The organism is Streptococcus sp. CL6.22, from assembly GCF_049738055.1.
Lineage (GTDB): Bacteria > Bacillota > Bacilli > Lactobacillales > Streptococcaceae > Streptococcus > Streptococcus mitis_DJ.
Genome location: NZ_JBKOTV010000006.1, coordinates 59,119 through 85,279 on the forward strand (window position 1 = coordinate 59,119; position 26,161 = coordinate 85,279).

25 protein-coding genes and 1 pseudogene are annotated in these 26,161 nt (G+C 38.9%); 15 read left to right on the forward strand and 11 right to left on the reverse strand.

Translation table 11 applies throughout. From position 1 onward, the window contains the following. Positions 1-234 precede the first annotated feature (234 nt). The 10 genes and pseudogenes from ACLNCW_RS04065 (at position 235) to rpsD (ending at position 11,385) form a co-directional block, all read left to right on the forward strand. A pseudogene (locus ACLNCW_RS04065) lies at positions 235-1,089 on the forward strand (VOC family protein). A gap of 208 nt (positions 1,090-1,297) precedes the next feature. Then, positions 1,298-1,855, forward strand: coding sequence for a sugar O-acetyltransferase (locus tag ACLNCW_RS04070; protein WP_223340302.1), 558 nt, complete (start codon positions 1,298-1,300; stop codon positions 1,853-1,855). Between the two features lie 217 nt (positions 1,856-2,072). Beyond that, entirely contained in the window at positions 2,073-2,837 is a 765-nt protein-coding gene (locus tag ACLNCW_RS04075) for a nucleoside phosphorylase (RefSeq protein ID WP_424845407.1), read from the forward strand. 33 nt (positions 2,838-2,870) lie between these two features. Further along, on the forward strand, positions 2,871-4,250 hold the full coding sequence (locus ACLNCW_RS04080; RefSeq protein WP_125452728.1) for a TrkH family potassium uptake protein: 1,380 nt from the start codon (positions 2,871-2,873) through the stop codon (positions 4,248-4,250). A 13-nt stretch (positions 4,251-4,263) separates the two neighbouring features. Beyond that, on the forward strand, positions 4,264-4,929 hold the full coding sequence (locus ACLNCW_RS04085; RefSeq protein WP_001283909.1) for a potassium channel family protein: 666 nt from the start codon (positions 4,264-4,266) through the stop codon (positions 4,927-4,929). A 382-nt stretch (positions 4,930-5,311) separates the two neighbouring features. After that, entirely contained in the window at positions 5,312-6,328 is a 1,017-nt protein-coding gene (locus tag ACLNCW_RS04090) for a glycosyltransferase family 2 protein (RefSeq protein WP_424845408.1), read from the forward strand. Between the two features lie 115 nt (positions 6,329-6,443). Beyond that, a complete protein-coding gene (locus ACLNCW_RS04095; RefSeq protein WP_424845409.1) occupies positions 6,444-8,708 on the forward strand; it encodes an SSURE domain-containing protein in 2,265 nt (754 codons plus the stop codon). Positions 8,709-8,831: 123 nt separating this feature from the next. Further along, the gene (locus ACLNCW_RS04100) at positions 8,832-9,527 is read left to right on the forward strand and encodes a response regulator transcription factor (protein WP_261014514.1); all 696 of its coding nucleotides are present in this window, start codon (positions 8,832-8,834) and stop codon (positions 9,525-9,527) included. After that, positions 9,527-10,579, forward strand: coding sequence for a sensor histidine kinase (locus ACLNCW_RS04105; protein WP_424845410.1), 1,053 nt, complete (start codon positions 9,527-9,529; stop codon positions 10,577-10,579). The genes ACLNCW_RS04100 and ACLNCW_RS04105 overlap by 1 nt, the downstream gene beginning before the upstream one ends. A 194-nt stretch (positions 10,580-10,773) precedes the next feature. Further along, positions 10,774-11,385: a 30S ribosomal protein S4 gene (gene rpsD, locus ACLNCW_RS04110; RefSeq protein ID WP_000092756.1), complete on the forward strand. Its 612-nt coding sequence runs from the start codon at positions 10,774-10,776 to the stop codon at positions 11,383-11,385. 95 nt (positions 11,386-11,480) lie between these two features. Here rpsD and ACLNCW_RS04115 read toward each other — a convergent pair whose 3' ends face one another. Both ACLNCW_RS04115 and ACLNCW_RS04120 read right to left on the reverse strand, forming a co-directional pair. Further along, on the reverse strand, positions 11,481-12,644 hold the full coding sequence (locus ACLNCW_RS04115; protein ID WP_424845411.1) for a tyrosine-type recombinase/integrase: 1,164 nt from the start codon (positions 12,642-12,644) through the stop codon (positions 11,481-11,483). A gap of 56 nt (positions 12,645-12,700) precedes the next feature. Further along, positions 12,701-13,243: a helix-turn-helix domain-containing protein gene (locus ACLNCW_RS04120; RefSeq protein ID WP_084947442.1), complete on the reverse strand. Its 543-nt coding sequence runs from the start codon at positions 13,241-13,243 to the stop codon at positions 12,701-12,703. A 180-nt stretch (positions 13,244-13,423) separates the two neighbouring features. On the opposite strand from ACLNCW_RS04120, the gene ACLNCW_RS04125 reads away from it, so the two are divergent. Continuing rightward, the gene (locus tag ACLNCW_RS04125) at positions 13,424-13,720 is read left to right on the forward strand and encodes a hypothetical protein (protein ID WP_424845412.1); all 297 of its coding nucleotides are present in this window, start codon (positions 13,424-13,426) and stop codon (positions 13,718-13,720) included. Positions 13,721-13,867: 147 nt separating this feature from the next. Then, positions 13,868-15,409 (forward strand): phage/plasmid primase, P4 family, encoded by a 1,542-nt coding sequence (locus tag ACLNCW_RS04130; RefSeq protein ID WP_424845413.1) that lies wholly within the window; start codon positions 13,868-13,870, stop codon positions 15,407-15,409. A gap of 708 nt (positions 15,410-16,117) precedes the next feature. Here ACLNCW_RS04130 and ACLNCW_RS04135 read toward each other — a convergent pair. The 5 genes from ACLNCW_RS04135 to ACLNCW_RS04155 form a co-directional block, all read right to left on the reverse strand. After that, entirely contained in the window at positions 16,118-17,221 is a 1,104-nt protein-coding gene (locus ACLNCW_RS04135) for a DUF6287 domain-containing protein (protein WP_424845414.1), read from the reverse strand. Positions 17,222-17,310: 89 nt separating this feature from the next. Then, entirely contained in the window at positions 17,311-18,087 is a 777-nt protein-coding gene (locus tag ACLNCW_RS04140; RefSeq protein WP_424845415.1) for a hypothetical protein, read from the reverse strand. Positions 18,088-18,090: 3 nt separating this feature from the next. Continuing rightward, a complete protein-coding gene (locus ACLNCW_RS04145) occupies positions 18,091-18,486 on the reverse strand; it encodes a hypothetical protein (RefSeq protein WP_261014716.1) in 396 nt (131 codons plus the stop codon). Between the two features lie 3 nt (positions 18,487-18,489). Beyond that, the gene (locus ACLNCW_RS04150) at positions 18,490-18,942 is read right to left on the reverse strand and encodes a thioredoxin domain-containing protein (protein ID WP_424845416.1); all 453 of its coding nucleotides are present in this window, start codon (positions 18,940-18,942) and stop codon (positions 18,490-18,492) included. Next, positions 18,920-19,756: an excalibur calcium-binding domain-containing protein gene (locus ACLNCW_RS04155; RefSeq protein WP_261038881.1), complete on the reverse strand. Its 837-nt coding sequence runs from the start codon at positions 19,754-19,756 to the stop codon at positions 18,920-18,922. The genes ACLNCW_RS04150 and ACLNCW_RS04155 overlap by 23 nt, the downstream gene beginning before the upstream one ends. 184 nt (positions 19,757-19,940) lie before the next feature. On the opposite strand from ACLNCW_RS04155, the gene ACLNCW_RS04160 reads away from it, so the two are divergent. After that, complete coding sequence (locus ACLNCW_RS04160; protein WP_261074074.1) at positions 19,941-20,267, forward strand: helix-turn-helix transcriptional regulator; 327 nt, start codon at positions 19,941-19,943, stop codon at positions 20,265-20,267. A gap of 322 nt (positions 20,268-20,589) precedes the next feature. Here the strand turns inward: ACLNCW_RS04160 and ACLNCW_RS04165 are convergent, their stop codons facing one another. Next, on the reverse strand, positions 20,590-21,921 hold the full coding sequence (locus tag ACLNCW_RS04165; protein ID WP_424845417.1) for a hypothetical protein: 1,332 nt from the start codon (positions 21,919-21,921) through the stop codon (positions 20,590-20,592). Between the two features lie 1,083 nt (positions 21,922-23,004). On the opposite strand from ACLNCW_RS04165, the gene ACLNCW_RS04170 reads away from it, so the two are divergent. Then, positions 23,005-23,811 (forward strand): hypothetical protein, encoded by an 807-nt coding sequence (locus ACLNCW_RS04170; RefSeq protein WP_424845418.1) that lies wholly within the window; start codon positions 23,005-23,007, stop codon positions 23,809-23,811. 21 nt (positions 23,812-23,832) lie between these two features. Further along, positions 23,833-25,080: a toxic anion resistance protein gene (locus ACLNCW_RS04175; protein ID WP_424845419.1), complete on the forward strand. Its 1,248-nt coding sequence runs from the start codon at positions 23,833-23,835 to the stop codon at positions 25,078-25,080. A gap of 37 nt (positions 25,081-25,117) precedes the next feature. Here the strand turns inward: ACLNCW_RS04175 and ACLNCW_RS04180 are convergent, their stop codons facing one another. The 3 genes from ACLNCW_RS04180 to rpmF form a co-directional block, all read right to left on the reverse strand. Then, positions 25,118-25,639 (reverse strand): HXXEE domain-containing protein, encoded by a 522-nt coding sequence (locus tag ACLNCW_RS04180; RefSeq protein ID WP_004269670.1) that lies wholly within the window; start codon positions 25,637-25,639, stop codon positions 25,118-25,120. Positions 25,640-25,717: 78 nt separating this feature from the next. Continuing rightward, the gene (rpmG, locus tag ACLNCW_RS04185; protein WP_001265622.1) at positions 25,718-25,867 is read right to left on the reverse strand and encodes a 50S ribosomal protein L33; all 150 of its coding nucleotides are present in this window, start codon (positions 25,865-25,867) and stop codon (positions 25,718-25,720) included. A 15-nt stretch (positions 25,868-25,882) separates the two neighbouring features. Continuing rightward, entirely contained in the window at positions 25,883-26,065 is a 183-nt protein-coding gene (gene rpmF, locus ACLNCW_RS04190) for a 50S ribosomal protein L32 (RefSeq protein ID WP_000290417.1), read from the reverse strand. Positions 26,066-26,161: the final 96 nt, after the last annotated feature.

Here is a 26,161-nt window from a genome sequence, read left to right on the forward strand (position 1 = left end):
GGAGTAGGATATCATATCCGCTCCTTTTCTTTTTGGGTTGAGATGAGAGTCATCTTAAAGTTGGTAAAAATTTTCAATGGTTTGATTGTCAATTCTCTGTAGATTTTCTCGTTCTAATCCCATATAGACAAGATTACAGAATCATAATCTATAAGTTGTCTGGCTTGACTTTCTTGATAGAAATTATATAATAGTTGTAATAAAAATAATTACAACTAGAAAAGAGGTCTATTTATGACCTATGAATACAAGAGCCACATTTATTTAGCAGAGGCAGTTTTAAATGTAAAGGATTTGGCAAGTCAAACAGCCTTTTATCAGCAAATTATTGGTTTAGAAATCTTATCTCAAACTGAGACAGAGGTCGTTCTGGGACTTGGAGGAAAAGCCTTGGTATACTTGATTCAAGCACAATAGAGCGGTGAAGCAAGGGAACATTATGGTCTTTACCATCTGGCTATTCTTTTGCCGACACGCAAGGCTTTGGCAGATGTCTTAAAACACCTGACAGATTTACAGATTTCTCTTGTCGGCGGTGCAGACCATGGTTACAGTGAGGCCCTTTATTTAGAGGATTTGGAGGGAAATGGCATTGAACTCTATCGAGATAAGCCAGTTTCCACATGGGATATTCGAGAAGATGGACGCATTATCGGAGTGACAGAGGCCCTTGCGGCGCAGGACATTTATGAGTTTGGGGAAAGAGTAGAGCCCTTTATCCTAGCAGAAGGTACGAGAATGGGGCATATTCATCTTTCTGTCAAGGATAGTCGAAAGTCCAGCCAGTTTTATCAAAAGGTCTTAGGGCTAGAAGATAAATTCAGTGTACCTAGTGCTAGTTGGATTGCAGCTGGAGGCTACCATCATCATTTAGCAGTCAACGAATGGGGAGGAAAAGGCCTAGCTCCGCGTAAGCAAGGCTTGCCAGGTTTGGCTTACTATGTCATTGAAGTCGCACATAAAGAAGAACTGTTAACGATTGCGCAACGAGCACAAGAAGTTGATGCACCAATCAAGTGGCTGGCATCGAGCCAGTTGGAAATCACAGACCTAGACGGAATCGTGACCCGTATTCGCTTAGCTAGATAGGATGTGATAAAGACAAGCATCTAATACTCAATGAAAATCAAAGAGCAAACTAGGAAACTAGTCGCAGGCTGTACTTGAGTACGGCAAGGCGACGTTGACGCAGTTTGAATTTGATTTTCGAAGAGTATCAATTGTAGAAAGTGCTCCTTATTCTAGTCAGACACGTAGAAATTTTGATATGATAGTAGGGAACAAGGAGAAGAATACAATGATCAGCGAATACCAGAAAATGATAGCAGGAGAGGTTTACCGTCCATCGGACCCAGAATTGCGAGCCTTGGTTCAGGCTTCTCGCCAAAAACAATCTGCCTTTAACAAGGAAGAAGATCCCTTGAAGGGAGTCGAAATCATCAAGGCTTGGTTTGGTTCAACCGGACAAAATCTTTATGTTAATCCACGCCTGGTGGTCGATTATGGGGTCAATATCCATCTAGGGGAAAATTTTTATTCTAATTGGAACTTGACCATGCTGGATGTTTGTCCGATTCGCATCGGGGACAATGCTATGATTGGTCCCAATTGTCAGTTCTTGACTCCCCTCCATCCACTGGACCCGCAGGAACGCAATTCAGGGATCGAATACGGCAAGCCTATTACCATCGGAGACAATTTCTGGGCTGGAGGTGGTGTTATTGTCCTTACTGGAGTGACACTGGGCAATAATGTTGTTGCTGGATCAGGGGCTGTAATCACCAAGTCCTTTGGCGACAACGTTGTCCTATCTGGTAATCCTGCGCGCGTGATTAAGGAGATACCTGTGAAATAGAAGTAAAAAGGAACAGCGGAGGTTGTTTCTTTTTTGTAGGTTTCATCATTTTTTATCCATCCCACATTTACCTACTCTATATTTTATAAAGTCTGCTTCATTCATCAATTTAAAAGCATCTCGTAAGTGAGATACTTTTTCTCCTCAATTTATCAGCTTCCTCCTTGACACTCAGTCAGCTTTTGATACAATAGTACAAAATTAGAGGAGGTAGGCTATGATTCAGAAATACGCGATTCCTATTTTAGAGTTTGATGACAATCCTCAGGCGGTCATCATGCCTGATCACGAGGGGCTGGACTTGCACTTGCCCAAGAAGTGTGTCTATGCTTTTTTAGGTGAGGAGATTGACTGCTATGCGAGGGAAGTAGGGGCCAACTGTGTCGGCGAATTCGTTTCTGCCACCAAGAACTATCCAGTCTATGTCGTGAACTACAAGGGCGAGGAAATTTGTCTGGCTCAGGCTCCTGTTGGTTCAGCTCCAGCAGCCCAGTTTATGGATTGGTTGATTGGCTATGGTGTGGAGCAAATTATTTCCGCTGGAACCTGTGGTGTGCTGGCTGATATAGAAGAAAATGCCTTTCTAGTCCCTGTTCGCGCACTGCGAGATGAAGGAGCCAGTTATCACTATGTGGCACCTTCTCGTTATATGGAAATTCAGTCCGAGGCTATTGCTGCTATTGAGCGAGTGTTGGAAGCCAGAGGGATTCCTTATGAAGAAGTCATGACCTGGACGACAGACGGTTTTTACCGAGAAACGGCTGAAAAGGTGGCTTATCGCAAGGAAGAAGGCTGTGCTGTTGTGGAGATGGAGTGTTCTGCGCTTGCAGCAGTAGCCCAACTGCGTGGGGTTCTCTGGGGAGAATTGTTGTTTACAGCTGATTCCTTAGCAGACTTGGACCAGTACGATAGTCGTGACTGGGGTTCAGAAGCTTTCGAGAAGGCCTTGGAACTCTGCCTTGAGATAGCCTTTCAGATATAGCTACTCTCCTACTTTTTATGGTACAATGGATGTATGTTATTCAAATTATTTGTGAAAAAAATTGAGAGAGCCTTGGGCGGACTTTCGCCAGCTCGTCGCATCTTTTTAAGTTTCGCTGGAGTTATTCTTATAGGCTCTCTTCTTTTGAGTTTGCCTTTTGTTCAGGCAAGTGGTTCGCAGGCCACTTATTTTGACCATCTTTTTACGACGGTGTCTATGGTCTGTGTAACCGGCCTTTCTACGCAACCGGTAGCTACTACCTATAATGTCTGGGGGCAGTTGATTTGTATGCTCTTGATCCAGATTGGTGGTCTGGGGCTCATGACTTTTATCGGGATTTTTTATATCCAAGGCAAGCAAAAGCTCAGTCTGCGTAGTCGTGAAACCATTCAGGAGAGTTTTAGTTATGGGGAAAGTAAGTCTTTGAAGTCTTTTATGCGGTCTATCTTTTTGACGACTTTTCTGGTGGAGGGCTTGGGTGCCTTTCTACTAAGTTTCCGTTTTATTCCTGAGTTCGGCTGGGGACGGGGCATTTTTACCTCTATCTTTTTAGCCATTTCAGCCTTTTGTAATGCTGGTTTTGATAATTTCGGCAGTAGCAGTTTAGTGGCTTTTCAGACGGATCCCTTGATCAATCTGGTCATTGCTGGCTTGATTATCACGGGTGGTCTCGGCTTTATGGTTTGGTTTGACTTGGTAACCCAGTTTGACAAGAAGAAAAAACGTCGTCTGCGTTTCCACACCAAACTAGTCCTCTTCTTGACTGTAGGGATTTTGCTGTTTGGGACAGTATCTACACTCTTTACGGAATGGCACAATCCAGGAACTATTGGCAATCTCAGTGTTCCAGAGAAAGTGCTAGTTAGCTTTTTCCAAACCGTCAGCATGAGAACGGCTGGTTTTGCCTCTATTGATTACACCCAAGCTCGGCCTGTGACCTTGTTTATCTATATCTTACAGATGTTTCTGGGTGGAGCGCCTGGAGGGACGGCTGGGGGGTTCAAGATTACGACTTTCTTTGTCTTGTTGGTCTTTGCGCGTAGTGAATTGCTGGGCTTGCCTCATGCCAATGTTGCCCAGAGAACCATTGAGGCTCGAACAGTCCAAAAATCCTTTAGTGTCTTCATTATCTTTTTGATGACCTTCTTGTTGGGCTTGATGTTGTTGGGGATTACGGCAGAGGGAACGCCGCGATTTATCTACCTCATGTTTGAGACCATTTCAGCTCTTGCGACAGTTGGGGTAACGGCAAATCTGACTCCAGAATTGGGCAAGCTAGCTCTCAGCATTGTCATGGTGCTCATGTTTATTGGTCGTATCGGTCCCTTGACCTTGCTGGTTAGTCTAGCGGATTACCAGCCTGATAAGAAAGATTTGATTCAGTATATGAAAGCAGATATTAGTATTGGATAAGAAAGGAAGAACGATGTCAGATCGTACGATTGGAATTTTAGGTTTGGGGATTTTCGGGAGTAGTGTCCTGACAGCCCTAGCCAAGCAAGATATGAATATCATTGCCATTGACGACCACGCCGAGCGCATCAATCAATTTGAGCCCGTTTTGGCGCGTGGAGTTGTGGGCGATATTACAGATGAGGAACTCCTCAGAACTGCAGGAATTGATACCTGTGATACGGTTGTAGTGGCAACAGGGGAAAATCTAGAGTCGAGTGTGCTTGCAGTGATGCATTGTAAGAGTTTGGGTGTACCAAGGGTTATTGCCAAGGTAAAAAGCCAGACAGCCAAGAAGGTACTGGAAAAAATCGGTGCTGACTCGGTAATCTCGCCTGAGTATGAAATGGGCCAGTCCCTAGCGCAGACCATTCTCTTTCATAACAATGTGGATGTCTTTCAGCTGGATAAAAATGTGTCTATCGTGGAGATGAAAATTCCCAGTGTTTGGGCAGGTCAAAGCCTGAGCCAGCTGGATCTACGTGGCAAATACAACCTCAATGTCTTAGGATTTCGTGAACAGGAAAATTCACCACTGGATGTCCAGTTTGGGCCTAATGACCTCTTGAAAGCAGATGCCTATATCTTGGCAGTCATTAACAACCAGTATCTAGACGACTTGGCAGAATTAAATTCGTAAGGAGGGGAATCCCCTCTTTTTTGATCTCCTAGATAGCAAATAGAGAGACCTGTATTCCAATTGAGACTAGAAACCCTTGTATTCTAGTAAAAGTCCTTCAAAAGCTGGACTTTATGGTAGAATAGAAAGAAGTGACAAGAGAGAGTAGTACTCTTCGAAAATCTCTTCAAACCACGTCAACGGCGCCTTGCCGTATATATGTTACTGACTTCGTCAGTTCTATCTGCAACCTCAAAACTGTGTTTTGAGCTGACTTCGTCAGTTCTATCTGCAACCTCAAAGCAGTTCTTTGAGCAACCTGCGGCTAGTTTCCTAGTTTCCTAGTTTGCTATTTGATTTTCATTGAGTATAAGAAAAAATCAGTCCCCTAAAGGAGTAGATTATGAAGTTATTGTCTATCGCCATTCCTAGCTACAATGCCGCAGCCTATCTTCATTACTGCGTGGAGTCGCTAGTGATTGGTGGTGAGCAAGTTGAGATTTTGATTATCAATGATGGGTCTCAGGACCAGACTCAGGAAATAGCTGAGCGTTTAGCTAGCAAGTATCCTAACATTGTTAGAGCTATTTATCAGGAAAATAAGGGCCATGGCGGTGCGGTCAATCGTGGCTTGGCGGAGGCTTCTGGGCGTTATTTTAAAGTAGTTGATAGTGATGACTGGGTAGATCCCCGTGCCTACTTGAAAATTCTTGAAACCTTACAGGAACTAGATAGTGAGGGGCAGGAAGTTGATGCCTTTGTGACCAATTTTGTCTATGAAAAGGAAGGTCAGTCTCGTAAGAAGAGTATGAGTTACGAGTCAGTCTTGCCTGTCCAGCAGATTTTTGGCTGGGACCAGGTCGGAAATTTCTCAAAAGGTCAGTATATCATGATGCACTCGCTGATTTACCGGACAGATTTGTTGAGAGCGAGCCAGTTCCAACTGCCTGAACATACTTTTTATGTCGATAATCTCTTTGTCTTTACACCCCTTCAGCAGGTCAAGACCATGTACTATCTGCCTGTCGATTTCTATCGTTATTTGATTGGGCGTGAGGACCAGTCTGTCAATGAGCAAGTGATGATTAAACGCATTGACCAGCAACTCAAGGTTAATCGACTCTTGGTAGACCAGCTTGATTTGTCTAAAGTGAGCCATCCTAAAATGCGAGAATATCTGCTGAATCATATTGAGATTACGACGGTTATTTCCAGTGCCCTGCTCAATCGAGCTGGAACAGCAGAGCATCTGGCTAAAAAACGGGAGCTGTGGACCTATATTCAGCAGGAAAATCCAGAGGTCTTTCAAGCTATCCGCAAGACCATGCTCAGCCGTTTGACCAAACATTCCGTCTTGCCAGCTCGCAAACTTTCCAATGTCGTCTATCAAATCACCAAGTCTGTTTACGGATTTAATTAATATAAGTATTTTATAAGAGGGATTTAAGAAAAATTTTAACTTTTTCTTAATCCTTTTTAATTTTAGGAGATTATACTAGAGTCATCAAATAAAGAAAAACTCTAAGGAGAATCCTATGAAATTCAATCCAAATCAAAGATATACTCGTTGGTCTATTCGTCGTCTTAGTGTCGGTGTTGCCTCAGTTGTTGTGGCCAGTGGCTTCTTTGTCCTAGTTGGCCAACCAAGTTCTGTGCGTGCCGATGTGGTCAATCCAACCCCTGCTCAAGTCGTACCAGACGCTGCTTCAGTGAGTGAAAAGAGCGACTTACCAGCAGAACTTCTCAAAGAAGCAGTCGATACAGCTCTTCCTTCAGAACAGGTAGACTCAACACCTAAAGCAAGCTTGGATGCTACAAGCTCTCCAGAAAAAGTGAATGTAGCTGATAAAGACCAAGTGGTAGCGCCAAAAGAAGAAGTGCAAGCAAAACCAGAATCTAAGAAAGAAACAGAGGGAGCGGTTAAACCTGCGACAAATCCTGCGCCTACAGTTTCTGGACAAGACCGTGAAGCAAGTGAAGTGCAGCCAGCAACTACCCCAGCTGAAGTCCAAAAAGGCGTGGCCGACAACACTAAAGACACAGTGGATGTTCCAGCCACTTATTTGGATAAAGCCAACTTCCCAGGCCCATTCACAGCCGGCGTCAACCAAGTCATTCCATACAAATTCTTCGCTGGTGACGGTATGTTGACTCGCCTTATCTTGAAAGCATCCGACAAGGCTCCATGGTCAGACAATGGTTCAGCTAAAAATCCCGCTCTTCCACCAGTAGAAAAATTGGGCAAAGGCCTTTACTTCTACGAAGTGGATTTGGCAGGAACTCAAGGTAAATCAGATAAAGAGCTTCTAGACCTCTTGAAACAAAACGGCACTCAAAGCTATAAAGCAACTATCAAAGTGTACGGTGCGAAAGACGGCAAGGCTGATTTGAGTAATCTCGTAGCGACAAAAGATTTGGATGTCAACTTGAACGGCTTAACTACTCCAGCTGAAGTTCAAAAAGGTGTGGCAGACAATACCAAAGACACAGTAGACGTTCCAGCTACTTATCTAGATAAAGCTAACTTCCCAGGTCCATTCACCGCTGGTGTCAATCAAGTCATCCCATATGAATTCTTCGCTGGTGACGGTATGTTGACTCGTCTCATCTTGAAAGCATCCGACAAGGCTCCATGGTCAGACAATGGTTCAGCTAAAAACCCTGCTCTTCTACCAGTAGAGAAATTGGGCAAAGGCCTTTACTTCTATGAAGTGGATTTGGCAGGCACCCAAGGTAAATCAGATAAAGAGCTTCTAGACCTCTTGAAACAAAATGGAACTCAAAGTTATAAAGCTACTATTAAACTGTACGGTGCTAAAGACGGCAAGGCGGATTTGAGCAACCTTGTAGCGACAAAGGATTTGGATGTTAACTTGAATGGTTTGACTACTCCAGCTGAAGTGCAAAAAGGTGTGGCTGACAATACTAAAGACACAGTGGATGTTCCAGCCTCTTACTTGGACAAAGCCAACTTCCCAGGCCCATTCACAGCTGGTGTTAACCAAGTCATTCCATACGAATTCTTCGCCGGTGACGGTATGTTAACTCGCCTTATCTTGAAAGCATCCGACAAAGCCCCATGGTCAGACAATGGTTCAGCTAAAAATCCAGCTCTTCCACCAGTAGAGAAATTGGGCAAAGGCCTTTACTTCTATGAAGTGGATTTGGCCGGTACCCAAGGTAAATCAGATAAAGAGCTTCTAGACCTTTTGAAACAAAATGGAACTCAAAGTTATAAAGCTACTATTAAAGTGTACGGTGCCAAAGATGGAAAGGCTGATTTGACTAATCTCGTAGCAACTAAGGATTTGACAGTGAACTTGCATGGACATCAGTCTCTGATTCCGATGCAGTCAGGTTTCGTCCCATCTTCTAATAGTTCAGCTATGCCGGCTCCAATGATGAATAGTCATCAAGATGCGTCTAAGATGAACGCTCAAATGCCTAGTGCCAATCAAGATGATATGAAATCTAAAATGCCAGCTACTAGTCAGGATAAGATGATGCCTAACAAAGAGCAGGACAAAACCATGAATGCTAGCCAGCCTATGGCAACACCAAGCATGAAACAAGATCAAGCTCCAGCAGCCTCAAGCAAAATGTCTGATGAAGGCAAGATGGTATCTAATAACAAGGTATCAAGTCCGATGATGACTGATCAAATGAAAGACCAAAAAGACATGCTTCCATATACTGGTGAAGCCCAAACATCAATGGCTACTATTGGATTCTTTGGATTAGCTTTGGCCGGACTTCTAGGCGGCCTCGGTTTGAAAGCTAAAAAAGAGGAAAATGACTAGTCTAGTTACAGACTTTCTATCTAGGATTTGAAAAATCCATATATCGTTTAGAATGTTCGTAAAGAGATAAAAATAGTGTTATACTATTGTGGTATAGCACTGTTTTTTTCAAAGGAGAGACAGATGGGAAAGACAATTTTACTCGTTGACGACGAGGTAGAAATCACAGATATTCATCAACGTTATCTGGTTCAGGCAGGATATCAGGTTTTGGTGGCCCATGATGGAGTAGAGGCCTTGGAAATCTTCAAGCGAAAACCAATTGATTTGATTATTACAGATATCATGATGCCTCGGATGGATGGTTATGATTTGATTAGCGAAGTTCAGTATCAATCTCCGGATCAGCCTTTTCTCTTTATCACGGCTAAGACCAGTGAGCAGGACAAGATTTACGGCTTGAGCTTAGGGGCAGATGACTTTATTGCCAAGCCCTTTAGTCCTCGTGAGCTGGTTTTGCGTGTCCACAATATCTTGCGTCGCCTTCATCGTGGAGGTGAGACAGAAGTCGTCAGTCTCGGGAATTTACGGATGAATCATGGTAGCCATGAGGTCCAAGTTGGAGATGTGGCGCTTGATTTGACCGTCAAATCCTTCGAACTTCTATGGCTTTTAGCCAGCAATCCAGAGCGGGTTTTCTCTAAGACAGACCTCTATGAAAAGGTCTGGCAAGAAGACTATGTGGATGACACCAATACCTTGAATGTTCATATTCATGCTCTTCGACAGGAGTTGGCTAAACATGCCAGCGCAGAAACACCCACCATCAAAACCGTCTGGGGCTTGGGCTACAAAATTGAGAAAGCACGAGGTAGTTAATGAAATTAAAAAGTTATATTTTAGTGGGGTATATTATTTCAACACTCCTAACGATTATCGTGGTTTTTTGGGCTATCCAGCGAATGCTAATTGAAAAAAGTGAGATTTATTTCTTAGTGGGGATGACTCTCATGGCTAGTTTTGTCGGTGCTGGGATTAGTCTCTTTCTCCTATCGCCGGTCTTTACTTCGTTGAGCAAACTTAAGGAACATGCTAAGCGGGTAGCAGACAAGGACTTTCCTTCAAATCTGGAGGTTCAAGGCCCTGTAGAATTTCAGCAATTAGGCCAAGCTTTCAATGAAATGTCCCATGATTTGCAGGCCACCTTTGATTCTTTGGAAGAAAGCGAACGAGAAAAGGGCTTGATGATTGCCCAGCTATCGCATGATATCAAGACCCCCATCACTTCAATCCAAGCGACGGTAGAAGGGATTTTGGATGGGGTTATCAAGGAAGGAGAACAGGACCATTATCTAGCAACCATTGGGCGCCAGACGGAAAGACTCAATAAACTGGTTGAGGAGTTGAATTTTTTGACCCTAAACACAGCTAGAAATCAGGTCGAAACGACTAGCAAGGACAGCATTTTTCTGGACCAGCTCTTGATTGAGTGCATGAGTGAATTTCAGTTCTTGATTGAGCAGGAGGAGCGAGATGTCCACTTGCAGGTAATCCCAGAGTCTGCCCGGATTGAAGGAGATTATGCCAAACTTTCTCGTATCTTGGTGAATCTGGTCAATAATGCTTTTAAATACTCAGCTCCGGGAACCAAGCTGGAAGTGGTGGCTAAGCTGGAGAAGAACCAGCTTTCAATCAGTGTGAGCGATGAGGGACAGGGCATTGCCCCAGAGGATTTGGAGAATATTTTCAAACGCCTTTATCGTGTCGAAACTTCGCGTAACATGAAAACGGGTGGTCATGGCTTAGGACTTGCGATTGCGCGTGAATTGGCTCATCAATTGGGTGGAGAAATCACCGTTACTAGCCAGTACGGTCTCGGAAGCACCTTTACCCTCGTTCTCAATCTCTCTGGCAGTGAAAATAAAGCTTAAAACCCCTTTACAAATCTAGCCATTCATGGTAAAATGGATTTTGTGTGAAATATCAGCAGGAAAGCATGAAGCTCGTCAACAGGTGTCTTATGATAAGTAACCTTGGCTGTTTAGGCGAAGGGCATCTGCACGAATCAGGGCTTTCTAAGTGACTATTTCCACCGAAATATTATTTATATCAGGAGGACATTCACATGTCACGTTATACAGGACCATCTTGGAAACAAGCTCGTCGCCTTGGCCTTTCACTTACAGGTACAGGTAAAGAATTGGCACGTCGTAACTACGTACCAGGACAACACGGACCAAACAACCGTTCTAAATTGTCAGAATACGGTTTGCAATTGGCTGAAAAACAAAAACTTCGTTTCACTTACGGTGTAGGTGAAAAACAATTCCGTAACTTGTTCGTACAAGCTACAAAAATCAAAGGCGGAATCCTAGGTTTCAACTTCATGCTTCTTTTGGAACGTCGTTTGGATAACGTTGTTTACCGTCTTGGTCTTGCGACTACTCGTCGTCAAGCTCGTCAATTCGTAAACCACGGTCACATCCTTGTTGACGGAAAACGCGTTGATATCCCATCATACCGCGTAACTCCAGGTCAAGTGATCTCAGTTCGTGAAAAATCATTGAAAGTTCCAGCTATCCTTGAAGCAGTAGAAGCTACTCTTGGACGTCCAGCATTCGTATCATTTGACGCTGAAAAATTGGAAGGTTCATTGACTCGCTTGCCAGAACGCGACGAAATCAACCCAGAAATCAACGAAGCACTTGTCGTTGAATTCTACAACAAAATGCTTTAATTTTAAGATATATCTTACAGAAAGCCTACAACAGTGGGCTTTTTGCTTTGTCTTAAAATGTTGATTTCTGGGTTTGTAATCATTTTTGTCATCACTTATAACGAACTAACAGCTTTCTCATAAAATGAGACGGCTGTTTTTGCTTTTTCTTTGGAGAGATGACTGTAAGTGTCCATAGTCATAGCTAGTGTAGAATGACCTAGACGGTGTTGTAATTCTTTATATGGTATTCCAGAGTTTAACAAGAGACTAGCGTGTGTGTGTCTAAAACCATGGAATCCGATATTAGGAACGCCAGCATGTTTGAAACGTGTGTTTAAACGAGTTGATAGTGTTTTATTGTTTGGGTATTTATGAATAAAATCTGAGAAGACAACAGTTTCAGTTCGACCAAGTTTCCAAGCTTCTTGCCTTTGTCTTTTTTGATACACTTTTAAGACCTTTATAGTTTGTGGGTCAATATCAATTGTGCGATAACTTGCTTCAGACTTTGGGCTGTTAATCTCACCTAAATGATTTAGTGTCTTTGTAATATTCACAGTTGCATTATGTAGGTCAATATCTGACCAGTGTAGAGCTAAGGCTTCGTTAATACGGCAACCAGTAGCAAGAAGAAACTTATACAAAGTAATTTCATAGATATTTCTATATATTGCTAAGTTAGCCTCTTCTAAATAGCTGAGAAATTGCTTTAACTCTAAGTTATTAAAGTGTTTTACTTTGTTTCTACCCTTTTTTATTTTACGAGGAAGAATAGCTTCACGAGCTGGATTTATATCAATAATCTGCATCGTCACAGCATACTGTAGTATACGTTTATTTAGCGCGTGAATTTTATCATAGTGTAGAAATGCGCCTTCTTCTCGTTTGTTAGCACGTAGAGCTAGTTGATTAACAATGCGCTGAATAATGGGAGCAGTTAACTTATCTAACTTATAAGAACCAAATAAAGGAATCACATGGTTAGATAGTAGTCGCTTTACTGAATCTTGCGTATTTGGTTTCACTGTGTGTTGATAGCTTTCCCACCATAGTTGAGCTACTTCTTCATAGCTTGTTAGTGGGATTGTTTCCTTTTTAGTGAAGCCATTATTTTGGAATTCAGCCTTAGCTAATTGAGCTTTTTTCTTCAATTCAGTTTTTGTTCTAGCTGTCAGATTAGCTTGTACCCTTTTTCCAGTTGATAAATCGGTACCAAGATATACTCTAGAACGATATACAATGCTACCATTTTGTTTTTTAATTTCTGCTATTTTCATTTCTTAACCTTTCTAACATCAGTAGGCAAGCTGTAAAAGGTTATGAAAAATAGATATTATGATTTGTGTCTAGAACGAATACCTTCAATTAGTATCTGTAGAGCGGTTAAGTCCTCAGTTGTGAGTGCTTGACCATCAATAGTTATTTTTACATTCTTCCTAAAGATATAATCAAGGTTGATTTTAATCTTTTCCCCATTGATAATATCTTGGCTAATATCTTTGTATGTTGTGGATACCCATGGTAAAGATGATGTTTTATCATTGAATTCTATTAAGTCTTTTAACATCTGTTTTTCTTTATCATTATGGATTGAATCCAGATTAATATTTTTAATTATCTCATCAATATAAGAGCTAGCTAATGTTTGATATTCTATATAGTACTCCTCAGAATTTAATCCATCTTGTTCGCATTTTTCTTTTATAGAGCATGCAGCAATACATTCAGTGATTTCAAAGAGCTTCTTTACGCTGGGAATCTTTTTCTCATTTTCAATTTGTGAGACATAAGACTGTGATACTTTCAGATATTCAGCAAGTCTTTTAGTAGTTACGTTACCCTCTGTACGGTATTTTTTAAGATATGCTCCTATCATATTTAACCTCCGTTTAATAACTTTAGTAATATTTTAGCACAAAACTCTTGACATGTAAACAGAAAACTGATAAAATTCAAAACATAACCCAAGTTACTTAACTTAGTTAACTTGGTTAACAGGCGAGCTGTAATAGTTATGAGAGGATAGTTGTGAACAAATAGGAAAGAAGGAGGATATATGTATAGTATACCACAGGGGATATTATCTCAAGAAGCAGAACTAGCATTGTTGGGAAGGATTGAGTTTTTAATAGATGATTATCTATCACACGCAGTGCTTCAATCTCGCAGTGACTCGTTTGGCTTGATACAACAGAAAGAGTTAATCAAAGAACTAGGTATTAGTTTAGTAACTCTGCATGAATGGGAGCATTTGGGGTTAACCAGATACTGTCCACCGATAGAAGGAACTCGCAAAGTTTTCTATAAGAAATCAGATGTTATGAAGTTCCTTTCAATTACTAGAAAGGAGTAACTATATTGTATGAAATAATAAAAAATATAGTTGAAACTTCCTATGATTACTTGAAATACATAGGAAGTTGTTTCCATGTTGAATCACAGATTCAATTGCTCAAATACACTATACAGTGTGATGTTTATAAACAAAAGGAACGTTAATATGTCAATAATTAAGATTAAAGCGAAAGATTCTGTATTAGAATCTGACTATGAATTTGAAACTTATCCTGAGAATGCTATTCAATCTTTTGATAACTCTACTCCAATAGATAAATATAAGGATACATGGCGAATATATAAAGATGAGGTAATTGATTCTAACCCACATACAGATGTTTCAGATAAAGAAAAGCAGAAAAAGAGAAAACCTCCTTTTCATATTATGGCAGAATTCTTAATGGCTCATCTCATTGTGGTTAGTATAGCTGAAATAGAGGATGCTGGGGAAGGTAGCTTATTTGTGTATAATCCAAAAGAGGGGATTTATCAACCTGCTTGGGATATAGTTCCTAAATTAGTAAGAAGATTAGAACCTTCTTTTAGGAGTGCTGATATAAACGAGATTATTTGTGCACTAAGTTGTAGCTGTAAAAATGTAAGTATATATCAAGGTTTACGTTACATAGCTTTAGGGAATTGTATTTATGATACTTATTATCGGTATGGAATGAAATACAGTCCTTCAATTGTGTTTACACATAAGGTACAAGTAAATTATAATTCAGAAGCAAATTCTCCAGTATTAGGTGGTTGGTCTATTGATTCTTGGTTAGCTGAACTGTTTAATAATGATGCTGAACTAATTCACTTAGCATGGCAAACAATTTTGGCAGTGATACGTGGTTATGCTGACGAGAGAATTATTTGGCTGATTGGAAAAGGAGGAACAGGTAAGGGTAGTTTCCAGGAGTTGCTAATTAACTTAGTAGGTAGGAGTAACACAGCCTCCATGAAACTAACTGAATTAGATGGTAGAAACCGTTTTGCCACTTCACAGTTAATAGGTAAACACTTAGTTATTGGAGATGATAATCCTATTGATAAGGTGATAACAGACCCTTCTACTATGTTTTCTCTAGTTACTCATGATATTGTCACAATCGAAAAGAAAGGCAAACAGGCCTATTCTGCTCGACTTACTCCTGTGATTGTTCAATCATCTAATCGATTGATTAAGATTCAAGGAGACAAAGAAGCTATAGCAAGAAGAACTTTCATACTTCCCTTCGTTTCTGAATTTAACAAAGATGGTTACAAGAGAGAAATAAAGCAGGTTTATCTAAAACGTCAGGATGTATTAGAATATGTATTGCAAAATGCATTAGAATATGATATCAGTGATGGATTCAAGGATATCAGTCACCACCCTGCTATCAAGGAAATTCATGGGAAGTCTATGACAAGTGTTGAACAGTTTTCATCTTATCTGTTTAGTCGTGTGAAATCTACTTTCTTGCCGAATTCATTTATGCTATGGGCATATAAACAATTCTGTGAAGGAAATGGTTTAGAACGAGGAACTAAGGAAGCCTTTCACAAAGAATTAAAAGATGCACTTCCATCAAACTGGGTCTTTAAGTCAACATTATCTAGTTGTAAAGATTTTGATGAGAGTGATTTGGTTCTTTTTGTTCATTCTAAGACCTTCAGTTTAGATACTACAAAGAGACATAAAGGGTATGTAATGAAGTCATGCTCTTGATACACTTGAAACAGTAAATTTCATTTCTATATTCAATTTTATTTGTTTTATTTATCTTAAGAAGTTAGAAATTAGTGTATCAAGTGTATCATTTAGTAAAGTACAAAGTGTGAACGACTAGCCCGCCATGAGCGAAGGCAAAGGAGTGAAACGCTTTGTTAAGTACCAAATACGCCTAATTTATTCCATGGTCTAATTGACAGCAAGAAACAAGGCACTCTCGTACAAATGAACTGTCCATCCGAAAAACTAAAGCCTTTCGTCTGAGACGTTCTTAGCGTACTTTGTGCCTACTTACTGTCAATTTGCTTTCACGGCATAAAGGCGTATGCTTATGAGATAAATTAGAGAATAAAAATAGCTATTTAAAGAGGTTTTACATTATAGGATTTCATGTTTTTGTAGTGTTGACTTGATTCAGCTATCAGTTTTTACTGTACAATAGTATCAATTTCTCTTTCTGTGTTTGTAGTTAGTAATGCGCGTGATAATGGGATTTTTAAGGGTCGATTAAAAAATAGAATAGTGATGAATTTATGTAAATTTTGCTATTCACCGATTAACTCTCTATATCAAAAATGTGTTAGTAGTGTGGAATTGTCTGAAGGAGGTTCATGTGATATAAATAATATACAAAATCCCTGCAATGAGTAATTGCAGGGATTTTCAGATGTTAAGGTATATCTTATAAGTAGAGTCAATTGTGATTTAGTCTGTTTTATAAAAAACTTGTTCTGATTTATCTGGAGCATTTTGTCCAGCTATAATTCTAATTTTTGTTTTATCAGATTTATCTTCAACTGATATCAAACGATTATTTTCAAAACGTTTAAAGGGGATACTTATACCAGGAGGATAAATGTTTATTCCGTATCCTGTAGCTCCTGTTCTGACATCAAATCCTATAACTCCTTCGTTTGAAACCCCTGCTTTACTTATCTGTCCTCCTTTTACTAAACCATTCTTATTAAATACTAATTCGTATCCTGTTTCATTCCTCCACGTACCAGCTATACTTGAGTAGTCTCCTTGTAAAATAGCCTGTGAGTCAAGTTTTAGTGGCTCAGTTTCTGTGTGCTTTTCTTCTGTAGTAGTCGTGATAAGTGTGGCATCAGTAGCAACCCAGAATTGAAATTTTTCAGAGTCTTCCATGATTTTGACTGTGAAAGTAACGGTTGCTCCTTCTTGCCATCCCTCAATCATAGATTTCTTAATTTGTACTTGTACACCAGTCATAGGAGCATTACTAGCTTTTACCCAAATAGTATGGTATGTATCTAGAGCTTTAAAATGTCCTACGTACGATTCCCAAAACTTTTGGCGTGTTAGTTCTGCTGTAAAGCGGTATAGTTGACCAGTCTTTAATCTACCATCATTCTCCATATCTCGAAGCTCTTCGGCTGTCGTATCTATTATACTATCTTCAGTTGAGCTAGAGCTTGTGGTAGATGTGCTGGATGAAGAGCTGGATGATGCAGAGGAACTAGAAGTAGTAGAGGAGCTTTGTTGTGAAGATTGATTATCTACTGTTTCTATATTCCTATCTGACTGTCTAAAGAACAAAAATGTAACTCCTATAATGGTAAGAAGTAGAAGTGTAATTGAGGTTACAAGAATCCAAAGATTGTTGTTCTGTGGTAGAGGACAAACTACTACATGATTCTGATTCTGGTAAACTTCAACAATATCGTTTACTTTAGGGTGAAAAGTTAACTCATTGATAGGAACATTTAGAGTCTCATTTGTGTGGAGTCGAATGATAACATGTGTATCTGAAATGTGAATAATTTGGTTATGTGTTTTCTTTTTCATGTAGTATTAGTTTTCGTACGTATAGGCATCCATGATAGAAACATGAGAGGTAGGTTTTTTGTAGTTTAAAGACCGTTTCATAACTTCTCCTAGTTGTCTGTTTCCTGCAGATAAGCAATCATAAATGGTCGTAGTATTACAGAATTATCTTTTGTAGTCTGCAGAACTCCATAAGTTTTTCCATACAACACTAATTTATCACCTTCTACTATGACTCTTGATAAGTAACCGTTCGGAATAAAAACAGCAATAGGTTCCCCATATCCTGAACCTAATTCATTTGAAACAATTTGTATTACAGTACCTTTATCGTCTGGATCTTTTACTTGTACAACTTCCCCACTAACTCGTATTTTCATATAGCGAGGTAATTCATCATGAATCCATTTATCATAGTTAAATGACGAGGTATATTTCTGCTTATCCATCCTTTCTTCATCGTCGATTGTTAATAAAGACTTAGGAACAAGTCCTGATATCGAAGATTTTGTAGAACTAGAGCTACTTTCTTGAGATGAAGAGTTAGAACTACTCTTAGATGAAGACGTAGAGGACTTAGAAGAATTAGAGGTATTCTGTGATGTAGTTATTTTACTCATTATAAAATATGCACTAATCGACAAGACAATAACTACAAGAGCTATTAAAATAGGTTTTATCTTACTTGAGAATGATGTTTTTATAGAGTTATGCTTTTTAACTGTGCTACTTTCAACCTTTATAACAATATCACCATAAACCTCGACATAATCACCTATTGCAGGTTCAAAGTCACAAGATTCAATGGGGATTTCCTTTAAACTTCCATCTTCATAACCTATGTACACTGTATTCTCAGTTATCTTTAAAATTTTTCCTTTATTCATTATTTACCCCCATACAATGGCTCCTAACCACATTCCAAAAATCATAGCACCAGTTGCACAAATCATTATAACAGTTCCTTGTTCTCTATCCCCTCTGCTTCTGATGAGATATCCCAAGACAATACCTATTACTCCAAAAATAAAAGGAAAGAAGAGCAGAGAGGTTGCTGTGCAAATCCATCCCCATATTTTCAACGTTTTAGTGTTATCGGGAGTATCTGAATTTATTATGAGTTTTCTAGTAATGATGTAGTTTCCATCAGTACCAAAAACTTCAACCTCTTCTCCGACCTCTGGAAGGAAGTCAAAGTATTTTCTTTCTATCTCTAGAAGGCTACCATCAGCCTTACCTAGATATATTGTTTCAATATTGTCCTTAAGTATTTTGTATGTATTCATTATTTATTCCTTTCTTATAAATGATTCAATCACTTCAACACTAGCTTGACTTGCTTTCGGTAATATGTCATATACTGTACCATTTGTGAAGTAAGTGAGATTGGGGATTGTTTTGAATCCTATAGTTGTTTTAAAGTTATTCCAACTTGTCTTATCTATATGCTCACTATCTAAGTAATACACAGTTGTCTCAGTTTTATCTACTGCTTTTGCTAGCTTTGGAGCAAATTCTTGGCAGTATGGACAACTTTCTCTCCCTGTGTATAGGTAAAAGCTTTCTTGATGTTGTATTTTCTGTTCCACAGCCTCTAAACTTATCTTTTGGAGTCTGTTCACAGCTATCTGGTAGTCTGTTTGAGGCAGAGTGGTTAAGTATGCTGTGAATGTGACGATTGTAATAAGTAGTAGTGACAGTAGAGTAAGAACTTTTTTACTATTCATCACATCCGTATCCATCTTTGTCTCTATCTAACCATGGACCATATTGTGGGTCACTAGCAGGTATGTTTACACGTCCTGCTTTTCGTGCTTCCGTACAGTTTTTGAACGGTCTTAAATTTGATTGTGGAGCAGGTGTCGACGATTGTGTAGGAGTAGTTGTAGTGTGAGATGAAGCTTGCTCTTGCTCTTTTTCTCGTGAAGATGCTTTCCTTTCCTCCTCTTTTGATTTGGAGGCTTCAATACTTGCTTTTTCCTCTTCTTGTGCTTTTTCTGTTTTTCTCACTTCACTGATTACTAACGAACCTTTATCGATTGAATCATATTTTTCTAAAGATACTGTATTTCCTGTATAGACCATAAGTTCATTCATTTTCACAGCTAGTGATTCAGGTGTACGGATAAGAAGTTTCTTACCTGTTATGTTGTACTCACGGTATTCATCTTTTTCTTCAATCCCAATTACCTCAGCTTCAACTTCGTAGAGTTTATCTGTGTTAGAGAGTTTGTGTGATACCTCTCTCAGTGCTTTGGCTCGCAGTATGATTTTAATTTGTGGTGTATTTAGATAAGCATCTACAGCTATATGTCCAGTTGGAGACCATTTCTCTATTTTAGAGCTAGTTTCACTGCTGGATGATGAAGTAGAGGAAGAACTAGACTGTTTAACTTGTGAAGATTGTTTGACAGAATCATTAGCCTTAGTTTGAGCTTGTGAAGGTTCTGTGGTACCGTTAGTTAGTAGTGTGAAGAACAAAAAAAGGATAAACAATAGTACAATACTACCTATAATCTTTTGTTCTTTGCTCAATTCCTTGAGCTTTTTAAGCATATATAACCTCCTAATGTTTAACTTTATTTAATGAAATAAAATAAATATTTCCTAATAGTTATAATTATATCACACAAATTTTAACAATAGAATATGTTTTTGTTTAATATTAAACTATAGAGAATGTAAACCTTATTGTTTAATCTATAAGATAGATAGTAGATTTAACATAGAGGGTGAAGGAATGGATGATATATTAGAAAATATAAGTAATCAGATACGAGACTTACGAGCTTCAAAGAAGATTACACAGCAAGAATTAGCAGAAAGAACAAATCTAAGCGTTCCTTATATCAGTCAGATAGAAAATAATCACAGAAATATCTCTTTGGAAACTTTTGTGAAGATTGTTGATGCTTTGGAAGTTCCATTGAGTGATTTTTTCTTACCTTATTCTGTGCCACAAGATACAGAAATGATGGAACTATTATTGAAGATTCAGAGACACCCACAGCATAAGATGATTGTTCATAAGGTTATGGAAATACTTGAATTAAGCCAAGATAGTTAGTGTAAAATAAAAAGCAACTAAAGTGTAATTTATCCGAAATATACCTAACCGTAGACAGTTACTTTAGTATCTATTGCTATTTCAATCATACTTCAGATTGTTATAGTCTCTTTTGAAGTAATTTTTAATAGTAATCTGTGGGTCAGGTAATTAGAAATTATCTGTACTTTTTGTATATTGTGAGGATTAGAGGTTACATTATTCAGATAAGGAATGAGAATTATTTTTCTTTACTGAAGAAGTCGATTAAAAAACAAAAAGAAAAAAGAAAGCACTGAATCTAAGTATCCAGTGCTTATCTATTACTTTAAAAAACGTGTTACTAAATCCATTCCCCATTAGCATTTACAGTATAACCGTCAACTGTTGTGCTAACTGCTAATGCTCCTGAGCTATAAGAGTAGTACCATTTAGTGCTAACTTGATACCAACCAGTTTTCATAGAACCTGATTCAGTGAGGTAATACCAAGTACCACTTTGACTCAGCCATCCAGTCTGCATAGAACCTGAGCTGTTTAAGTAGTACCATGTACCAGATTGATTAAGCCAACCTGTTTGCATAGCTCCTGAACCATTTAGATAATACCAAGTTCCGTTGACATTTTGCCAACCAGTTTTCATAGAGCCTGACTCAGTAAGATAGTACCAAGAGCCTCCTTGGTTTAACCAACCTGTCTTCATTTCTCCATCTTGTGCTAGGTAATACCATGCACCGTTTACTTGAACCCAGCCAGATTGCTTGTTGTTTGATTGGTCATAATAGAACCATTTACCGTTAACTTGTACCCAACCTTGTTTCTGTGTAGTAGGCTTTTCTTCTACTTTCTTTTCTTTAAGTTCAGTATCTTGTTTTTTTAATGGTTCTTCAGATTTTTTAGCAGGAACTTCTTCAACTTTAACTGTTGTATCACTCTTAGGTTTCTTCATTCCCTCTTTAATTTTTTCAAGAGAGTCATATCCTCTACGTTTATTAATTTCTGCCACATATTCAGCATAATTGCGTCCGCTACTTTCAAGACTACCACCAGTTATTCTATTTATCATAGGGTCTGAAACGGGGTCTGAGCTGTCTCCAGTTTCAGGATAATACCAAGCTAAGTAACCATTTTCCCCCCAATAGAATACTCCCAATTTATTTCTAGCAACATCACCAATATATCTAAAGTCTTTTTCATTTGCATACTTTCCATCTGCAATTAATTCTGCTAGGTATTCTTTATATTTTTTTGCACTTTCCTCTTCTTCCATATCAAGCTCTTTTTTGATTTTATCAAAATTATCATAACCTCTAATTCTATTTGTCTCAGCAACATATACACTAGAGTTTAATATTTCATAAAAAGATGAGCCATTATATATTTTTTCAAATTCATTTACGTTGAAAGGGTCTAATAATGTTTTAGTTCCAAGTTCATACCAAGCAAGTTCCCCATTTTTTCCCCAGAAAAATACTCCACCATTTCGAGCAATTTTAGTATATTTAAAATCTCTATCAAAAGAATCTTTCAACTTCTTTGGCATATCATTGATTAGTTTACTAATTCTTTCAGTCTCGCTTTTATTAATTACATGGTCTGCTGATACAGACTTAACACCAGCAAAGACTATAAACAGTGCCATAAGAGCTGTAATAATTATGTTTTTCTTTTTCACTTTAAATACTCCTTTATTTTATAATTTACTTTAAGCTATATAAAGTCATTTAAACTTCATTACTTAAATATAAATCGTAGATAATTATACCATAAATAAGTAATATCACCTATATTTACATAAAATGCCTCCTGTTTTATATTTATGTTTAAAACATTGTTAAACACTATCCTAATTATACCACAGTTGTATATACATTAGTTGGTGTTTTTTTAATAATTTTTAACCAAAGTAAATACAAAACTTTAATCTACAAGGTGAATAGAGTAAAATAAAAAGTACCTAAATGGTACTTCTTACTTGCCTACTGAACTCATCACCATGAAATTTGTACTCCTTTTTGTCCACCTTGGAGTAAAGTTTAATCTATTTTATTTAATATGTAAATTCTAAAAATACTACAGAATCAACATTTATAAAGCATACCAAAGTGTAATTTATACTAAATCTATTCTACAACAAAATGCTTTAATTTTAAGAAATATCTTACAGAAAGCCTACAACAGTGGGCTTTTTGCTTTGTCTTAAAACGTTGATTTCTGGGTTTGCTTAGAGATTTGTTAGTAAGGTTATTTTTGTATCTAAGTCTATCTATTCCAAGAATGACGCGATATTGATGATATAAATCTGGTATGATATAATATTTTGTCCCCCTCAATTTAATGAAGGGAGGTGTTATGTATGCTAGAGTTACTTTCCCTTTTTCTAGCTCCGTTACTTGTTAACGTACTATCTGAGCTTTTCAAGCTATGGATAAAGAGACGTAGCAAGTAGCATTTAACCCTTTTAGAGGGTAGCAAAAAACCCCATCGGTGGCACGGTGGGGCTTTTTAGTTATATATGCTAGAAGCATTATTTTCCCTTTATGCTTTCATTCTAACACAACCCCTCCGATATTTCAAGCTTTTGTTTTGATATTACTCAGAGTGTGTTTGTGGTTTGAGTCCACTTTACTGAAATTAGCCCACGCGCTACCAAGTTCCATTCTACAGCAAAGAAATCAACTCTTTTCTAGGGGATTTCCGCCATCATTTTGCTCTTTTGTGCTAAAATAGACTTATAAATTGAAAATAAGGAATGTTTATGAAATCGGGTAATGGTTTTTGGAAAGGCTGTCTCTATTTTTGGGGCTTCTTGTTCTTACTGGGCCTTTTGGTTCAATACGCTCTTCCACTTGCGGCTTGTGTCCTGCTAGGATACGGTGGTTATCGTCTCTATAAACGTTGGCGCTATCCTCTTTTGCAGGATCGTTCTCTAGACGACCGGATTGAGCTTTTAAAAGCTAGGATTCGTCAGGCGGACAAAGATATTCAGCAACTAGAGGAAACTTTAGTAGAAAACGGTTCAGAGCCCTATAAGAGTCTGGCCAATCAAGTATTAATCGAACTGAGGGAAATCCATCAGGAGGCGGATCGTCTCAAATCCTATATCGATGCTGATGTCTACAACCGTATTGACAAAAAGGTTCGTACAGTAAGGGCAAACATCGATGTTCAGCTAGAACGTTTGGATAGAGAAAGTCAGGTAGATCTTGAAAATGCAGAGCCAGAGGAACTAGCTCCAGAATTATCCCAGACCTTGGCCAATATTGCTATTGACCATCAGGCAATTTTAGACAAGATTGCCACCTCTGCCGAGGGGGATAAGGAAGAATTGACTGCCATTCATAGTTTGAAGATGGAGAAATTCCAAACGATTCTAGAAGGCTATTTAAAAATTAAGGCCAATCCGAAGAACTATAATCGAGCAGAAGAACGCTTAGAGCAAGCTAAAGCAGCTATCGAACAATTTGATCTTGAGCTGGACCAGGTGTTGAGAGAACTCAATGAAACAGATATGCGTGATTTTGATATCAGTTTGCGTATCCTAGAAAAAGATCGTAAAGAATAGGTTAGAAACAAAGGAGTAACCATGACAGAATTTAATTTTGATATTGACCAGATTGCCAATAATACGGTAGCTAAGGTGGATAAAACAACCCAAATCATCGAGACCAATACTGGCTCAGACAAGACCTTGACCTTCCTTGAGAAGCTGAGCCCTGAGCAGCAAGAAGGAATCAAAGCGCACGCGCCCCAGTTAGTAGACCAGTTTGTCACAAATCAAAATGCTCTTTTGGATTTTGGACAATCTGCTGTAGAAGGTGTGAACAATACGGTCAATCGTATCTTGTCAGAACAAAAGAAACTGCAGATTCCCCAAGTGGATGATCTACTCAAAAATACCAACCGTGAGTTGCAAGGCTTTGTAGTCAAATACAAGAACGCTGAAATTGCTGAGTTAGAAGAGAAGCCAAACTTTTTGCAACGATTGTTTAACAAGAGCAAGAATACCTTACAAGAATTTTACTTTGACTCAAAAACAGTGGAGCAAAAGCTCGATGGTATGGCTGCCGCAGTGGTCAAGCAAGAAGATGTGCTAGCTCGAAATATCGTCTCAGCTGAGATGTTGATTGAGGACAATACCAAATCCATTGAAAATCTAGTGGGAGTGATTTCCTTTATCGAAGCCAGCCAGACAGAAGCTGGCAAACGCGCTGCCGAACTGAAGGCCCAAGCTGACCAACTTGATACAAGTACGGTAGAATACCAAACCAAGTCACAAGAATTGGCCCGTATGGCTGAAGTGGTCAATACTCTTGAACAACAACATACTGAGTATGTCAGCCGTCTCTATGTTTCCTGGGCAACAACACCTCAGATGCGCAATCTTGTGAAGGTGTCATCTGATATGCGCCAAAAATTGGGCATGCTTCGTCGCAATACGATTCCAACAATGAAACTTTCCATTGCCCAACTGGGTATTTTGCAACAATCAATGAAATCAGGTGTCGTGGCAGATGCCATTGTCAATGCTAATAATGCTGCCCTTCAGATGCTAGCTGAAACCAGCAAGGAAGTGATTCCGCAAATGGAGAGAATTGCCCAAAGCCCGACAGTTGCTGTTGAGTCTGTTACCAAGCTGGCTGAAAGTTTAGTAGCTCAAAACCAAGGTATCGTCGCAGCTATTGAATTGGGACGCCAGAAACGTGCCCAACTAGAAACAACCATCGTCAAGTCCGCAGAAATGATCAACGATTCTGTCAAACTACGCGATGAGAAAATCGTCCAAGCCCTTCTAGACCAAGGCAAGGCCGCCCAGAAAGAAGTACAAGAATAATACACAAGTCCCTTGTAATGTAGATTTGCAGGGGATTTTATTTGTTTTTGTGGACAAGCCAGGCGGAATACTTTTTCCCAAGCCAGAGAGCAAAGAGGAGATTGATGACGACGATGCCTGAACCGACTAGTGAAAATAGGAAAAATTCGCTAGTCGAAACTCGCCACAAATGTACAATGTCTGTAATCAAATAAGCACTGATAGGAAAACAAAGGATAGAAGTGATCAGAGCAGGTATATACTTGCGAAGAAGAATTGATTGTCCAATATGGAGAAAGAGATGAAGTGCAAAGGCTACAAATCCACCCAACCAAACTAATTCGAGCGCTCTAGATTGACTAAAATACGCTAATAAAGTGATGGATAAGACAATGATAAACTCCTCAAAAACAGCAAGGGCAAATCCCTCTGTTGTAATTCCTTTGTGAATCTTGAGAATAGCTGGAGCCTTTTGAGCCAGCAAGGTTTCGTTGAGATGAATCCAAGGGACAAGACCGATAATTTCTTCCATATCGTGAAAGATAAAAAGTAGAGGGAACATCCAAAGATAAAACGCCATAAATCTCTCCTGAAAAGCTATAGATTGCTAACTAATAAAGCAAAAAACGCCCAGTAAGGCGTTTTGAGTTAGGTATGCTTATTTAACTTCTGTAAACACAACGTGTTTGCGAAGTTTTGGTGAGTATTTCTTCAATTGAAGACGGTCTGGAGTGTTACGTTTGTTTTTAGAAGTAAGGTACAAGCGTTCACCAGATTCTTTGTGTTCAAGTGTAATATTTACGCGCATGGTATCTCCCTTCTATTATTCAGCTGATGCAGCTTTAGCGATTTTACGTCCTTTGTAGTATCCTTTAAGTGATACACGGTGAGAACGTGAGTAATCTCCAGTAGTTTCGTCAAAGTTTACAGATGGAGCTGTTACTTTGTAGTGTGTACGACGTTTGTTTTTCTTCGCTTTTGAAGTGCGACGTGCAGGTACTGCCATTTTGATTTCTCCTTTAGGTATTTATATTCGATTCAATCTACTGATTTTCATCAACCATACTAGGATAACACATTTTTTTTGTAAAGTAAAGTTACT